At 44.0% G+C, this 14,730-nt stretch carries 13 protein-coding genes; 9 read left to right on the forward strand and 4 right to left on the reverse strand.

Annotated features, from left to right (window positions below; all coding sequences use genetic code 11):
• Positions 1-8: 8 nt before the first annotated feature.
• Entirely contained in the window at positions 9-671 is a 663-nt protein-coding gene (locus tag AB1K83_RS03630; RefSeq protein WP_413056790.1) for an HAD family hydrolase, read from the reverse strand.
• Positions 672-855: 184 nt separating this feature from the next.
• Between AB1K83_RS03630 and AB1K83_RS03635 the strand changes: the two genes are divergently transcribed.
• Together AB1K83_RS03635 and AB1K83_RS03640 are read left to right on the forward strand one after the other, a co-directional pair.
• On the forward strand, positions 856-1,764 hold the full coding sequence (locus tag AB1K83_RS03635) for an RluA family pseudouridine synthase (RefSeq protein ID WP_413056791.1): 909 nt from the start codon (positions 856-858) through the stop codon (positions 1,762-1,764).
• Positions 1,765-1,780: 16 nt separating this feature from the next.
• Positions 1,781-2,566, forward strand: coding sequence for an MBL fold metallo-hydrolase (locus AB1K83_RS03640; protein ID WP_413056792.1), 786 nt, complete (start codon positions 1,781-1,783; stop codon positions 2,564-2,566).
• Positions 2,567-2,655: 89 nt separating this feature from the next.
• Here the strand turns inward: AB1K83_RS03640 and AB1K83_RS03645 are convergent, their stop codons facing one another.
• The gene (locus tag AB1K83_RS03645) at positions 2,656-3,291 is read right to left on the reverse strand and encodes a spore coat protein (protein ID WP_413056793.1); all 636 of its coding nucleotides are present in this window, start codon (positions 3,289-3,291) and stop codon (positions 2,656-2,658) included.
• A gap of 157 nt (positions 3,292-3,448) precedes the next feature.
• Here AB1K83_RS03645 and AB1K83_RS03650 point away from each other — a divergent pair, with 157 nt between their 5' ends.
• Positions 3,449-4,735 (forward strand): LysM peptidoglycan-binding domain-containing protein, encoded by a 1,287-nt coding sequence (locus AB1K83_RS03650; protein WP_413056794.1) that lies wholly within the window; start codon positions 3,449-3,451, stop codon positions 4,733-4,735.
• A gap of 77 nt (positions 4,736-4,812) precedes the next feature.
• On the opposite strand, the gene AB1K83_RS03655 is transcribed toward AB1K83_RS03650, so the two are convergent.
• The gene (locus tag AB1K83_RS03655; RefSeq protein WP_413056795.1) at positions 4,813-4,953 is read right to left on the reverse strand and encodes a hypothetical protein; all 141 of its coding nucleotides are present in this window, start codon (positions 4,951-4,953) and stop codon (positions 4,813-4,815) included.
• A 385-nt stretch (positions 4,954-5,338) separates the two neighbouring features.
• On the opposite strand from AB1K83_RS03655, the gene gdhA reads away from it, so the two are divergent.
• From gdhA to AB1K83_RS03670, 3 genes are all read left to right on the forward strand, one after another.
• Positions 5,339-6,718 (forward strand): NADP-specific glutamate dehydrogenase, encoded by a 1,380-nt coding sequence (gdhA, locus tag AB1K83_RS03660; RefSeq protein ID WP_413056796.1) that lies wholly within the window; start codon positions 5,339-5,341, stop codon positions 6,716-6,718.
• A gap of 271 nt (positions 6,719-6,989) precedes the next feature.
• Positions 6,990-8,198: an argininosuccinate synthase gene (locus tag AB1K83_RS03665; protein WP_413056797.1), complete on the forward strand. Its 1,209-nt coding sequence runs from the start codon at positions 6,990-6,992 to the stop codon at positions 8,196-8,198.
• A 203-nt stretch (positions 8,199-8,401) separates the two neighbouring features.
• On the forward strand, positions 8,402-9,976 hold the full coding sequence (locus AB1K83_RS03670; RefSeq protein ID WP_413056798.1) for a hypothetical protein: 1,575 nt from the start codon (positions 8,402-8,404) through the stop codon (positions 9,974-9,976).
• 51 nt (positions 9,977-10,027) lie between these two features.
• Here AB1K83_RS03670 and hpaB read toward each other — a convergent pair whose 3' ends face one another.
• Positions 10,028-11,512 carry a 4-hydroxyphenylacetate 3-monooxygenase, oxygenase component gene (hpaB, locus tag AB1K83_RS03675; protein ID WP_413056799.1) on the reverse strand — a complete coding sequence of 495 codons (1,485 nt, stop codon included), beginning with the start codon at positions 11,510-11,512 and terminating at the stop codon, positions 10,028-10,030.
• A 185-nt stretch (positions 11,513-11,697) separates the two neighbouring features.
• On the opposite strand from hpaB, the gene AB1K83_RS03680 reads away from it, so the two are divergent.
• The 3 genes from AB1K83_RS03680 (at position 11,698) to AB1K83_RS03690 (ending at position 14,729) form a co-directional block, all read left to right on the forward strand.
• A complete protein-coding gene (locus AB1K83_RS03680; protein ID WP_413056800.1) occupies positions 11,698-12,579 on the forward strand; it encodes a LysR family transcriptional regulator in 882 nt (293 codons plus the stop codon).
• A gap of 118 nt (positions 12,580-12,697) precedes the next feature.
• Complete coding sequence (gene hpaD, locus AB1K83_RS03685; RefSeq protein WP_413056801.1) at positions 12,698-13,684, forward strand: 3,4-dihydroxyphenylacetate 2,3-dioxygenase; 987 nt, start codon at positions 12,698-12,700, stop codon at positions 13,682-13,684.
• 184 nt (positions 13,685-13,868) lie between these two features.
• Complete coding sequence (locus AB1K83_RS03690) at positions 13,869-14,729, forward strand: MerR family transcriptional regulator (protein WP_413056802.1); 861 nt, start codon at positions 13,869-13,871, stop codon at positions 14,727-14,729.
• Position 14,730: the final 1 nt, after the last annotated feature.

A 14,730-nucleotide genomic window follows, 5' to 3' on the forward strand; every position in this document is an offset into this window, starting at 1 on the left:
TTCGTTTTTTAGATGATTTCCCAATTCCGTTGTTCCGCTATTGTTTTTAAGCGGCTTTCAGGATTGACGGCTACCGGGTTTCCAACGAGGTCCAGGACAGGTAGATCCGAAAGGCTGTCGCCATAGGCAAAACTGTTTTCCCAATCGATCGGTTTTCCATGCAGCGCTGCTTTTATTTTCTCGGTTTTTCGAGGGCCTTGCACATGGAAGAGCGGTGTGCTGAAGTCGATGTGCTCATCTTTTGTAAACTCGATATCAGTCCCGATGATTTCGTCAAAATGTAAATCCCGCGTCACGGCTTGCAAAAGTGGCGTATAGGCTCCCGAGACAAGCATCACTTGGACATTGTCTTGAATGTGCTGCTGAAGTCTTTGTGTGATTTCCTTGTTAAACCCACGCTTGACAGAATCGGTCAGTTCTGCAAAATAGTCTTCCAGCTCCTGCTTGGACAATGCCTTGAGGGAGTCCAAATAGATTTGCATCGAACGTTCTCTCATCTTGGATTCGGGCACGAGTTTCATCTTGTATCCTATGTACGGTGGAAGGATGGAACGGAAAAATGATTTATACCTGGACTTATGGATAGGGTGGTGTTTGAGGTGGTTCATTAACAGCTGAAACGTTTCGGACGAATATAAGGTCCCATCAAAGTCGAAGATTGCAACGCGCATCGTTATCACTCTTTCGATGTTTTTTGGAGATAATTCTTAATTCCTTCGGTAAATAAATTTGTTAATTGATTCCATCATACAGCATTCAAAGAAAGGAAACAATTTGCGTTGTAAGGGGAAGGTAGGAGTGGGTTTTATTGGTGTAGAAAGTTATAATGATATAAGAGAGTGAGGGATTCGGACGATGCAAAGAAAGCGAAGAAATCCAGCAATGGTAAAAAGGGGTTCCCAGCAATACAAAGTGGAGGCGGAGGGGGAACTTTTATCATTCTTGCTCGGCTGCATGAAGAAAAGTAGCCGGAACTCAGTCAAATCAATGTTAGCCCGCGGACAGGTGACTGTCGACGGCAAGGTGGTGACCCAATTCAACCATTTGGTAGTACCGGGGCAATTGGTGGCAATCATTAGCAACCAAACCGCGAAAAGTGAGAGTGAATTGAAAGGCGTTGCCATTCTATACGAAGATGACGATCTTCTCGTGGTTAACAAAGAAGCGGGACTCCTAACGATCGCTACGAGAAATGAAAGGGAAATGACCGCATACCGACAAGTGACAGAGTATGTCCAGCGCGAGAATCCAAAAAACCGCATTTTTATTGTCCATCGGTTGGATAAAGAGACATCTGGGGTTTTGCTGTTTGCAAAAAGTGAAAAGGTGAAGCATATTTTGCAAGATGCGTGGAATGAACGAGCGAAGGAACGGGTGTATGCAGCTCTCGTGGAAGGGAACGTTGAGAAAAAAGAAGGTACGATTTCGTCATGGCTGAAGGAAAGCAGAACGCTTAAAATGTTTTCCAGTCCTACGGATAACGGAGGACAGCATGCGGTGACGCACTATAAAAAAATCCGTTCCAATGGACGGTATACGCTTCTGGAAGTCCGGTTGGAAACGGGACGGAAAAACCAGATCCGGGTCCATATGGAAGATATTGGCCACCCGATTGCCGGAGACAAGAAGTACGGAGCAACGGATAATCCATTGAAACGGCTTGGCCTGCACGCCTCCGCCCTAGTAATCAGTCATCCTAGAACAGGCGAATTGATGCGTTTTGAAGCGAAGGTTCCATCTGGTATCATCGCGAAATCCAGGTAATTTGGGGGATAGGGAAATGGAACTGAAGAAATTCGAAGATCTGCAGCAAGCTCAACTTACCGTGTCTTTTGGTAGCCAGCGAATATTCATATCGGTCTTTTTTATCGATGGTTTATTGATTGATACGGGTCCTTCTAAAAAGAGAACTGAACTCATTCCACTTTTTGATCAATGGAAGATGGAACAAGTGATATTAACTCATCATCACGAGGATCATACCGGAATGGCCAGTTGGATTCAGCGGCATGAGAAAATTCCGATTTATTTACACGAAGCTGGAATACCTGGTTGTGAAAAAAAGATGAAGCTCCCTTTTTATCGAAAAGTGTTTTGGGGAGAACGGAAGCCGTACCTTGCGTCGCCTCTAGGAGATGCTCATCAGACACCCCGTTATGAATGGGAGATCATTCATACGCCCGGCCATGCAGATGATCATGTGGCTTTGTTAAATAAGGAAAAAGGATGGTTATTCGGGGGAGACCTATATGTCCAATCTTCACCGAAGAGTTCTTTTGCTTTTGAGTCGATTCCAGGAATCATCCAATCATTGAACAAGATTCTATCTTACGATTTTGATACGTATATTTGTTCCCATGCAGGAGTTTTGCAACATGGACGCCATGCTATCGAAAAGAAGTTGGACTATTTGACAGGTATCCAGCAGGAGGTTTTGCACTTGGCGGCTCGAGGAATGACCAATCTGGAGATACGGAAGCGTCTTTTTCCAAAACACCATCCAATGCACTATTTATCCTTCTTCGAAAATTCGCCTATGCACATCGTGAATTCAATTTTGAAGTAAGGGTAAGGGCAAGGTTGTCCCACTGTCATGATCATCGTTCGTAAATTAGCAAGAGGCTATCCGATTTGGATAGCCTCTTTTTGTTTAATTCATTGCATCGGCTTATTCGGCATGCCTGGTTGACCTGTAGTGGAGAACGCGTTCAGCAATTGCTGCATATCTTGCTGGGCCAGTTGCGGCACTTGATAGTAGTGGTGTTTGTTTTGGTAAATGGAAAGCTCATAAGCCATTTCAATACAGTTTGGAACAGAATCGGCTAGAACCCGACGCACGACCGGGTTGGTCGTTTCCAGAGCGGCCATTGTTTTGGCTGACGCAGCGGTCTTGGCAGCGTCTAGCAAAAAGCCGGAAATGATCTCGTCTGAAATTTCGGATTCATTCTGAATTGGTTTTTTAGGTTGAGAGGGTTTCATTCCATACACAAAGTCATTACCTTGTCTCATCTTGTAGCTCTGAGTCGGGTGGGAAGGATCACTTCCGGTTTTAAAACACTCGACTGTAATATTATACTCGTCCAAAGCAAATCGATATTGACGGTCTAAAATATCGAGCAATTCGGGATCTTTGACATGGGAGCGCATCAGCATCGCCATATTTAGTGAAGCGACAGCTCCCGATAAAACTTCGTGAACATCAAACACTTCATGACCACCATGATTCATTTGTTGTGGAACAGATCCTGTATGCATGTTTTGATGGGTTTGGCCAAATGGATTTTGCGTCACTACATATCCTCCTCGTAATTATTATTGTAAATCGAGGATAGTATGGCAACGGAGGTCAAAACTATTCATGAAAAATCGATTCCGATGACATAATTGGTCGTCTGCAAAAATAAACTAATGAGGAGCATATTTATGTCAATGAAAGGCAGATGATCTGATGCAAATTCATGTTGTTCAATCGGGCCAATCGTTATACGGCATTGCACAAGCCTATGGTGTGACGTATCAAGATATTGCGAATGCGAATGAAATCCCTGATCCATCGCGCATTGTTGTAGGGCAAGCACTGGTCATTCCGATTACGGGTCAATATCATTGGGTTCAGCCGGGGCAATCGCTGTATTTGATTGCGAGGCTGTATGGGTTGTCTTTTACTGAGCTGGCTAGAATTAATGGCATTTCACCAGCTGTCCCTTTGCAGATTGGACAAAGGCTTTATATACCTCCCCGGCCTAAGGGAAATGCCGAGGTCCTTCTATATGTAGAGCCTCGGGCGCCTGTCAGTCCATCATTCATTGAAGAGGTCAGACGACGGGCAGGATCGGTGACCTATATGGCCATGTTCAGTTATGAAGTCCGTCGTGACGGATCGTTAAAAGCACCTCCCCTCGATACGATTCCGCAAATAGTACGCGATGCGGGTGCGGCAAATGCGCTCGTCGTCACCAATTTGGAGGAATTCGCATTCAGTGCTGACTTGGCGCATGCCATTTTTACGGATGAAGCCGCGCAAAATCAATTGTTCGACAACTTGATTCAAGAAGCGAATCGGGTTGGCTACCGGGACATCCATTTTGATTTTGAAATAATGAACCCGGAAGACCGGGAGCTGTATAATTCATTTCTCCGGAAAGCGAGGGATCGCTTTCATGCAGCTGACTTAACTATTTCCGCGGCCTTGGCGCCGAAAGCAAGTGATGTGAAAACGGGGATCTATGGAGCGCATGATTATAAAACACTTGGAGAAATTCTGGACTTTGTCACCCTTATGACCTATGAGTGGGGTTTTACGTATAGTGAACCTCAAGCGGTCAGTCCGATTAAGCCCGTCCAAGCGGTTGTCGAATACGCTGTCAGTCAAATCCCAAGGAACAAAATATTATTAGGTCAAAATCTATATGGTTATAATTGGTCATCGCCGTATCCGACTCAGGGGGGCGCACCTGCACGGGCAATTAGTCCACAACAGGCCATAGCGTTGGCTTTAGAACAAAATGCGGCCATCCAATACGATTATGTAGCCCAAGCGCCTTTTTTCCGTTATATCGATGCGGAAGGCGTGCAACATGAAGTATGGTTTGAAGACGCCCGCAGCATACAGGCCAAATTCAATTTGATCAAGCAATTTCAGCTTCGCGGTATAATGTATTGGAAACTAGGTCTTGCCTTCCCGCAAAATTGGCTTCTTTTGCAGGATAATTTCACCATTCGGAAGATTACTTGACCGTTTCTATTCATATGGCGGAAAAACAAAAAATGAACCGGTGTGCAGGACGCACATCGGTTCATTTAATTTTTAAATCAATCATTATTCAAATACTTCATAAAGGATTGAAGGAAATCGATGTCGGCGTTAAAAACCAAGGCTGGCAGAAAAGCAAAAGTCATTAACAGCATTACATTTGCACCGACAATTGCGCGAGCAACTCTTTTAATATTCATTTCAATTCCCCTCTTTCACAAAGATAATCATATTCACAAAACCGTTTCAGTACCACTTAGAAACGGATTGTCTGAATAGTTATATAATACACCCTATTCGGACATCTGTAAATTGTTTTTTCTTATAATCTACATAAACTAGACACAATGCAGTATACTAATTAGATATAGAATAAAAAAAATCTTGTAACAAATCTATTTTTCAGCGATAATATAAAAATGTACAAAATAGATTGTGAATAAACAATCTTTGTTAACATGGAAGAATCGCCAGCTGTTAAAACCTTCGGTGGACGTCACAGATTTTTTCGGGCAAGTTCGAAAGTATCTGGACGCAATTGCGTCAAGGCGAAATTGATCATTTTCAAGAAAGGGATGATTGCGAATGACTAGAATGGATGTAGTTCAATCAAATAAAAATAGAGCGAACGATTACGTTCATGAAGTATATGAGTTAGTTAAGAAAAGAAATCCGGATGAAAAAGAATTTTTGCAAGCCACGAGAGAAATTTTTGATTCACTGCGCCCCGTCTTTTCCCAGCATCCCCATTTCATAGAGCATGGTATTCTTGAGAGAATTACAGAGCCTGAACGGATAATTACATTCCGAGTTGCATGGGAAGACGATCAGGGCAAGGTGCGGGTGAATAGAGGTTACCGGGTTCAATTTAATAGTGACTTGGGTCCATACAAAGGTGGAATTCGGTTCCATCCATCAGTTAACAGTAGTATTATGAAATTTTTGGCTTTCGAACAAATTTTCAAAAACGCGTTAACTGGCCAACCGATCGGTGGAGGCAAAGGGGGATCGGACTTCGATCCGAAAGGGAAGTCGGAGCGCGAAATCATGCGTTTCACTCAAAGCTTTGCTACTGAACTGAGCCGCCATATCGGCCCTGACCGAGATGTTCCTGCTGGAGATATCGGGGTCGGGAAACGGGAAATTGGTTATATGTTTGGAATGTATAATCGTTTAAGAGGCGGATATGAAGCTGGAGTCTTTACGGGGAAAGATCCAGAACATGGTGGAAGCCTCGGTCGAAAAGAAGCTACTGGTTATGGAACAGTCTATTTTGTGGAAGAGATGTTAAAAGAGAAAGGGCTTTCATTTAAAGGCAGTACAGTCATTGTCTCGGGATCTGGAAATGTTTCCACTTATGCGATTGAAAAAGCGATGCAACTAGGGGCCAAAGTGGTTGCGTGCAGTGATTCCGGCGGTTACATCTACGACAAAGACGGAATTAACCTGGAAACACTGAAACAATTGAAAGAAGTTGAGAATAAAAGAATCTGGGAATATACGAAATTCCATCCGCATGCAGAATATCATGAAGACTGCTCAGGCATCTGGTCCGTTCCGTGCGATATTGCGTTGCCATGTGCTACGCAAAATGAGTTGGATGAGATTGCTGCCCATACTTTGGTAGCCAACTCGGTCAAGGCGATCGGGGAAGGGGCGAATATGCCATGTACATTGGAAGCAATTCATTTATTCCAAGAACATGGAGTGCTCTTCGCTCCAGCAAAAGCGGCGAATGCAGGCGGCGTAGCCGTTTCCGCTATGGAAATGTCCCAAAACAGTATGCGGCTTTCATGGTCGACGGAAGAAGTCGATGAAAGATTGAAAGGAATCATGAAAAATATCTATACAAGCTGCATGGACGCTGCTGACCGATATGGCCGTCCTGGCGATTTGGTTATGGGAGCAAATATTGCAGGATTCTTGAAAGTTGCAAATGCGATGGTCTCACACGGCATCGGCTAAATAATTGAGAAAGCGGGCACACTATTCCGGTAGTTTGGCCGTTTTTTTTTTGTATTATTTATGAGATCCAGCTAGGGGGTTTTAGGTTGGATACTAATATATATATGATGTGTCATACTTACGATTCTATGCAACTATCCACTGAAATCATACGTATGATTTTTTTTAAAAAAATGATTGAAAACTATTGTGTTTCATTTTAGATGTGATATTATAAAAATACTATTTCTTGCATAAACATTCATCCGTAGTTTGAAGGGAGATTTTTCACATGACGAAAAAGAAAGTCGTTTTAGCATATTCAGGTGGACTCGATACATCCGTTGCCGTACAGTGGTTGACTGATCAAGGCTACGCAGTAGTAGCATGCTGCTTGGACGTTGGTGAAGGAAAAGATCTAGATTTCATTAAAGAGAAGGCGTTGCAAGTCGGCGCGGTGAGCAGCTACGTCATCGATGCAAAAGAAGAATTTGCGCAAGAATACGTCTTACTTGCGCTACAAGCCCAATCCTATTATGAGAATAAATATCCACTCGTTTCCGCACTTTCCCGTCCGTTGATTTCAAAGAAGCTCGTCGAAGTGGCCCATCAAGAAAATGCGACTGCGGTAGCGCACGGTTGCACGGGGAAAGGGAATGACCAAGTCCGTTTCGAAGTTGCTATCAAAGCATTGGATCCTTCTTTGGAAGTGTTGGCGCCGGTCCGTGAATGGAGCTGGTCACGTGAAGAGGAGATTGAATATGCGAAACAGAAAAACATTCCCATTCCGATCGATCTCGATAGTCCCTATTCCGTAGACCAAAATCTTTGGGGCCGTGCCAATGAATGTGGTATTTTGGAAGACCCTTGGGCTGCGCCGCCGGAAGACGCGTATGGACTGACGAATTCGATTGAAAAAACACCTGATACACCGGAAGTGATTGAAATTGAATTTAAGAAAGGCGTTCCCGTCAGCTTGGATGGCATAGAATATCCATTGAGCGAACTGATCTTGAAATTGAACGAAGTTGCAGGAAAGCACGGTGTTGGTAGAATCGACCACGTCGAAAATCGTCTAGTCGGAATCAAATCGCGTGAAGTGTATGAAGCCCCAGGCGCCATCACTTTATTGAAAGCCCATAAGGAATTGGAAGACTTGACGCTTGTAAAAGAAGTCAGTCATTTCAAACCGATCATTTCACATAAACTTAGCGAGCTGATTTACAATGGCTTATGGTTTTCGCCATTGCGTGAAGCATTGGAGGCTTTCATTAAAGAGACACAGCAGTATGTAAACGGTACGGCACGTGTCAAATTATTCAAAGGCCACGCGATCGTGGAAGGCCGTAAGTCAGCTAACTCCCTGTATGATGAAAAGCTTGCAACGTACACAGCGGATGACGAGTTCGACCAATCGGCTGCGGTCGGCTTCATCAAACTATGGGGTCTTCCAACTGAAGTGCACAGTATGATAAATAAAAAACAGACTGTGAAAATCTAATATTGGAAATTCGCCTTCCATCCGTTCGGGTGGAAGGTTTTTCATGCGTGAACAATCCTTCCTAGTTACAAAGAAGGAATTTCGGATTCGTGAATTATGGCTCATTTCTATCGAATTTGCGTATTTTTCTATCTTATTATAGTAAAATGACGAGTGGATATTGGATGCGTTATCCAATTACATATAAAGAGGGGGACGACAAAATGGAGGAACAGAACATAAAGAAAAAGTCGCCTAAATTATTTATAGCGCTTATTGTAGCCGCTCTTATAATTGTGGGTGGAAGTGCTTCCGCTTTTTTCATGTTCAGTAAATCACCAAAAGTGCAGTATTTCATGGCTGAAGGGGCTTCACTGAAACAGATGGGAGAAATCTTCCAAGATCGTTATAAAAATGAAATGAACTGGATGGATATCCAAAAGAAGAAGCCGACGGAAACGGCAATGGACCTTTCGGCTGAATGGAATGATCCCTATGTGGATTATGAAATGGAAGAAATCCAATCACTTGTCAACAGTTCCAAATTGACGATTCGGAATGTGTTCGACCCGGTCAATAAGGAAACTGAAATCGCACTGAATGCAGAGGTGGGAAGCACATCTGTAGACATGGGGAAATTCTTCGCAACACCCGAAAAGGTATTGCTGGCCCTGCCGTTCACGGATGATTTGATCCGCTTTGACGACAATGATTTTGGTAGAATCATGCGGGAAATTGATGAGAGCTATGAAGGAAATGAAGAGCTGGGTCTTTCTCAATTGTTCGAAACTGATTTTTCCTCGACCAACGAACTGACGACATACGTCAAAGAGGAATACTTGAAATACATTTTCAATGAATTGCCGGAAGATGCATTCGAAAGTGAAAAGGAAGAAGTCGATGTGTTTGGCCAATCGGTCAAAGCAACAAAACTGACGATGAAGATCAATGAAACGCAATACAAAGAGTTGCTTGAAAAAGTCTTAGTGAAAATGCAGAAAGACGAGAAGCTAAAAGAAATGATAAAAGACCAGGTTGCCATGTCCTCCTTTGCAGGCGATGTGACGACCAGTGATTTAGTTGACTTGATTGAGGGGTATGAGGAAGGGCTGGAAACAGCAATCGAAGATTTAAATGAGATGGATACTCCTGGAACCATCACTTCCACAATTTGGCACCAGTCCGACCGAATCGTCAAACGTGATTTTAATATGACCATTGGTGAAAAAGGAGAAGAGGAATCATTCCGTATCGAGGGTGTGCAACTTCTTGAAAAAGATGAACAACAATGGAAGTATACTATTGTGGTAGATGACGCGGATTTTGGTAAGGAAGATGTACTGAAATTCAACGGCCATCTAACATGGAAAGACAATGAAGCAGAAGACTCCATCACGCTGTCCGTCGATGACGTGAAGATCACGTATAAAGGAGAAGAAGAACTGGACGGTTCCAAACGTACATTTAAGCGTACATTCGGGTTCACAGACGGCTATACTTCTCCGAAAATGATCTGGAGCGGAAGTGCGACGCATGAAAATGATTCGATGAGTGCCGATCACAATTTCACCATCAGTGAGAAATCGATGGATCCTGATATGTATAACTTGAAAATGAAACAGAAGAGCAAAGTCGTCAAGAAAGTCGATATGCCAAATGAATCGGACAACTTGATTATGTTGAAAGATATGAGTGTGGAAGAAATGGTCGAATATGGGGAGAATTCATTGGCCCCTGAAGCCCAAGAGTGGATGTGGGATCTCATGGGGGATCTGGAAAGTGAACTATACGGCAATTAAGTAATAGGAAAGAGGCTATCCGCGTGGATAGCCTCTTTTCTTAGAAGTTCATCATTTGGAGCCGATGCCTGATAGGGAACCTTGTTCGGAACGCTGTAAAAATTCTTTGACATGGTCGACGTAAGGTTGTTTATCATAGCCATTGTAAAGAGCCCCAGCCATACGGACCGGATCGCCGAAGAAGAAGCGCTCGTATAGAGTTTGTCTTGTACCGAATGCGCTCATACAGACATCCCATGCCAAGCGATACAATTTCACGCGGTCATAAGCAGAGCCGGTTGCGGACTGTAGGTATTTATCCAAGTCAGGGCGGAGCTCCGAAGCGAAGTCTTTCTCGTTAGGAATTGCCATCAGACCACTTGCACCCATCAACTGCATAATTTCGCTGAAGCGTGGGTAGATTTTCGGATAGTAGTTACGTGCAGCATTGAGCGGCGCGAACTCTGGTGTCATAATACCCCAACGGTCCTCTTTAGCATTCGCTTCAGATGCAGTTACAAATGCTTTCATTGTTTCCAATGCAATGATGACTTCAGACATCTTTTCGTGGATGTGCTGGAATTGACCGATGTTGATTGTCTCCACCATCAATTGAAGGAGACCAAGGATGAATTCCGTCTTCGCCACGTTTTTCGAAACGACTTGGTGTGTCATATGGACAACTGCATTACTTTCATTGTACGCCTCATTACATACTTGGACATCTCCTAATGCGAAAACGCGGTTCCATGGGACGACGACATCATCAAAGACGACAATCGAATCCATCTCTTCGAAACGGGAGCCAAGCGGATGATCGAAATTAGACTTTCCATAGTCGAACGTTTCACGGCAAATGAACTTCAGCCCCGGTGTATTATTCGGGATGGAGAAGGCATACGCATACGGATTTTCCTCTTCCGATTGTTTCAGCAAAGTGGAAGGGAACACCATGATTTCATCGGTGATTCCACCTTGCGTTGCAAGAAGGCGGGCTCCCCGGATGACGACACCTTCCGATGTTTTCTCAACGATGCGCGCCGCAATATAAGGATCCGGCAATTGAGCGGAATTCACCGCACGGTTCACTTGTGGCTGAATTAATGTATGCGTCAACGACAAATCGTTTTCTCGGCAATACTCATAGTAGTCCTGCATGTTTTTCTGATAGAACGGATCTTGTTTCCCGAACATTTCAGAAGCGGAACCATATGCCATCATGCCTGCATTAATATAATCAGGGGAACGTCCCATCATCCCGTTATTATGGCGGGCCCATGTCTGGATCATCATCCGACGCTTTTCCAAATCCTCTTTCGTTCTTGGTTGAAGGAAGGAAGTACCTACCTGATTTCCAGTCGTCGGTGATTTGTACGTCATATAATCCTTTTTGTCCGGGTCATGTTGTAAGTCATACAATTCCCCTTGCGATTTCATGACTCCTTTAAACGCAGGATGTTCTGATATTTTCCCTTTCACCTGCTCTCCATCAATCCACACATTGGCCTGTGCCTTGTCGACTCCATCGATATACTGCTGTCCTGTTTTAGCGCCCATTTGTAAAACTCCTCCCAATCTTTTATTCAAATTGTAAACGCATTCATTCCCAAATCAGAATTAATGAACCTTTCACATTATTTAGGTTGTACTGATAATATAACACGTGCTATCATATATGATAAATATATATATTGTTTGTTTACTATATTCAATTGATATATTCAGGGAAAGGAGGAAACCATTTGAATCTGAAACGCTTGGGCTATTTTGTGACAATCGTAGAGGAAGAACAGATCACCAAGGCAGCCCAGAAACTTCATATGGCCCAACCGCCGTTAAGCCAGCAGCTCAAATTATTAGAGGAAGAATTAGGGGTCCTGCTATTTGAACGCATTGGCCGGAAACTGGAACTGACAGAGCCCGGAAAAGTGCTATATGAAAAGTCGAAACATTTGCTGAACCAATATGAAGAGGCTTTCATGGAAGTGGAGGAAGTGGCAAAAGGGATGAAGGGCGTGCTCTCTATCGGTACGGTCAAGTCCTGTTTTTCCTATGTACCCGGCAGGCTTCGTTATTTCCGGGAGCATTATCCGGAAGTCACATTCCGGATAAAAGAAGGAGACACGTTCCGGATGACCGAATATTTGCGGAATCGGGAGATTGAACTGGGAATCGTCCGGCTGCCCGTGGAAATGGATGATTTCTCATCCATCGACTTGCCTGCGGAGCCGTATGTCCTGGTGGCGCCGAAAAAATGGAGTCAAAAAAAGACTATTTCTATGAAGGAAGTTGCCGAATTGCCTCTCCTTTTGCTACATCGGGTCAAGGGAAGGGGCCAGTATGAGCTCATTTTGGATGAATGCGCAAAGCACGGCTTTGAGCCTACCGTCGTCTGTGAATGTCCGGATGCGGGCATGCTACTTTCTTTGGCAAGGGAAGGGATCGGTTATGCCATGCTGCCACAATCAATTGTCGAATTCCTTCTATATGATGACCTCCAGATCACCCAGATCGAAGATTGCTTCATTCAAACGGAAGGCACAATCATTTGGTTGAAGGACCGTTATTTATCCAAGGCGGCGAGTCGATTTCTCGAAACCTTCCAACAACCGCAAATGACTTAGTCAATACGATGCAATGGATGGTGATTCCTGCCAAGTGATTAAAATTTCAGATAACATTTGCGTCTCCAGTTAGGGGAGAGTTTATAATGGAAATAACCATATCGGAGGAGGAGTATTGATGACAAAGAAAAACTTTGATATTGTCCGGTTGCATCATGCGGAAGTAACGGTGACAGATTTAGAAAAAGCACGACATTTTTATTGCGATGGCCTTGGGTTTATTGAAACAGAATCCGACGACAATCATATTTACCTTCGGGCGCTGGAAGATGCCAATCATCATACATTGATCTTGACGAAAGGTAAGCAAGCCAGCCTCAAGCATATCGCGTATCGTGTAAGCGCTGACAGTGATTTGGATGAGTTGGATAAATTGTTTACTGACCTTGGAGTGAAAAAGCGTTGGCTACAGCCAGGGGAGGAGAAAGGTCAAGGTCGCGCACTTCGTATCCAAGATCCGGGCGGCATTCCGGTTGAATTCTTCTTTGAAATGGATAAGGCGGAACGGATGCTTCAGAAGTATCATCTACAAGGAAATGTGAAGATTAAAAGAATTGACCATGCCAATTGTCTGATTACCAATATCGACGATCTGTATGCGTGGTATAGCGAACATCTCGGTTTCCGTACGTCGGAGTATACGGTGAAAGGGCATGGCGACGACGAAAAAATCTGGGCTGCTTGGATGCACCGTAAGCCAAGTGTCCACGATTTGGCGCTTATCAGCGAAACCGGTCCTCGTTTTCACCATACCGGCTTTTGGATGGACGATGCAAAATCCATTTTGGATGCGTGCGATCATCTGGCGGCTCTTGGCTACTATGCAAATATTGAACGGTCGCCGGGCAGACATGGTACGTCCAATGCCTTTTTCGTATACGTCCGGGATCCGGATGGCAACCGGATGGAATTGTATACAGGAGACTATTTCACCAACGATCCGGACTGGGAGCCGATCAAATGGAACCTGGAAGATCCGCAGCGGGCCACGTTCTGGGGCGCAATGCCTCCGAAGACGTGGGTGGAAGAAGCGGTCCCTGTCGAAGACATCCTGACAGGCGAACTTTTACCGATTATCCCATTCAAGAAAACTGTGGAAGCTTAAATAGTTTGAAGGCGTGTCAAAGAATTTTCTTTGACGCGCTTTTTTGATGGGCGGGGGGTGCGGGGGCAGCAGTTATGATCGCTTGAATGGAATTGTGAACGATCCCCCGAAGTTTTAATCGCTTGAGCAGGAGTACCTCTACTTCTGATAAGATGAAGAAAACGAATGGAAAGGGGGCTATGGGTTGAAAAACAAATTTTCGATTGGCCAGATGTCTAAATTACATAATACATCTATTAAGACTTTACGCTATTATGACGAAATTGATTTATTCAAACCGAATGAGGTGGATCCCGAAACCGGATACCGCTATTATTCGGTGGAACAATTTAAACTCTTGGATATTATCAATTACTTAAAAGCCTTGGGGGTGCCGTTAAAGGAAATCAAAAAACAGACCTCCAATCGAGATATGGACGATTTCATAGGTACGCTGCATACTCATAAACAGACAATTGAAGAAAAGATGCAAGAACTGGAGATTGCTAAAAAGAAACTGGAGATCCGTATCGAGGAGCTTGAATCGCTTAAGAAAATCGAACAGATCGGCATCCCTTTTATTAAAGAAATTGAGGAGCGGACCATTATCCAGTTGCGGGAGTCTATCCAATCACTCTATGATCTAGAACTCTCCCTACGGAAATTAAACCGTCAATTTCATGACTTTGCTTCGATTTTTATCGGGAAGGTCGGTCTCACTCTTTCGGTCCATCGCTTCGAGCGGAACTGCTTTTACGAATACGATTCCATCTTTTTATTATTGGAAGAAGTTGAAAAATGGAAAGTTGTCCAAGACGGAGATCTCGTCACGACCTTGCCAAAAGGGGCTTACGCCTGCGTCTATTTCCGGGGAGTCCATGAGACTGCGCCAGAATATGTGGCGCTTCTCCATCGATATATAATGGAAAACGAACTGGAGCCAATGGGCGATTTCATCATCCGTACCATCGTCGATCAATTCATCTCTCATAATGAAGATGAATTTTTAATGGAAATTCAAATACCGATCGCCATGCCAGGCACCAAAAAACGTGAAAAACACTGAC

It is taken from the genome of Sporosarcina sp. 179-K 3D1 HS (genome assembly GCF_047228905.1).
In the GTDB taxonomy this organism is placed as follows: domain Bacteria; phylum Bacillota; class Bacilli; order Bacillales_A; family Planococcaceae; genus Sporosarcina.

Bases quoted from the DNA above. Each gene is read 5' to 3' on its own strand.
- AB1K83_RS03630 (WP_413056790.1), bottom strand. From the start codon at position 671: ATGCGCGTTGCAATCTTCGACTTTGATGGGACCTTATATTCGTCCGAA.
- AB1K83_RS03635 (WP_413056791.1), top strand. From the start codon at position 856: ATGCAAAGAAAGCGAAGAAATCCAGCAATGGTAAAAAGGGGTTCCCAG.
- AB1K83_RS03640 (WP_413056792.1), top strand. From the start codon at position 1,781: ATGGAACTGAAGAAATTCGAAGATCTGCAGCAAGCTCAACTTACCGTG.
- AB1K83_RS03650 (WP_413056794.1), top strand. From the start codon at position 3,449: ATGCAAATTCATGTTGTTCAATCGGGCCAATCGTTATACGGCATTGCA.
- AB1K83_RS03655 (WP_413056795.1), bottom strand. From the start codon at position 4,953: ATGAATATTAAAAGAGTTGCTCGCGCAATTGTCGGTGCAAATGTAATG.
- gdhA (WP_413056796.1), top strand. From the start codon at position 5,339: ATGACTAGAATGGATGTAGTTCAATCAAATAAAAATAGAGCGAACGAT.
- AB1K83_RS03665 (WP_413056797.1), top strand. From the start codon at position 6,990: ATGACGAAAAAGAAAGTCGTTTTAGCATATTCAGGTGGACTCGATACA.
- AB1K83_RS03670 (WP_413056798.1), top strand. From the start codon at position 8,402: ATGGAGGAACAGAACATAAAGAAAAAGTCGCCTAAATTATTTATAGCG.
- hpaB (WP_413056799.1), bottom strand. From the start codon at position 11,512: ATGGGCGCTAAAACAGGACAGCAGTATATCGATGGAGTCGACAAGGCA.
- hpaD (WP_413056801.1), top strand. From the start codon at position 12,698: ATGACAAAGAAAAACTTTGATATTGTCCGGTTGCATCATGCGGAAGTA.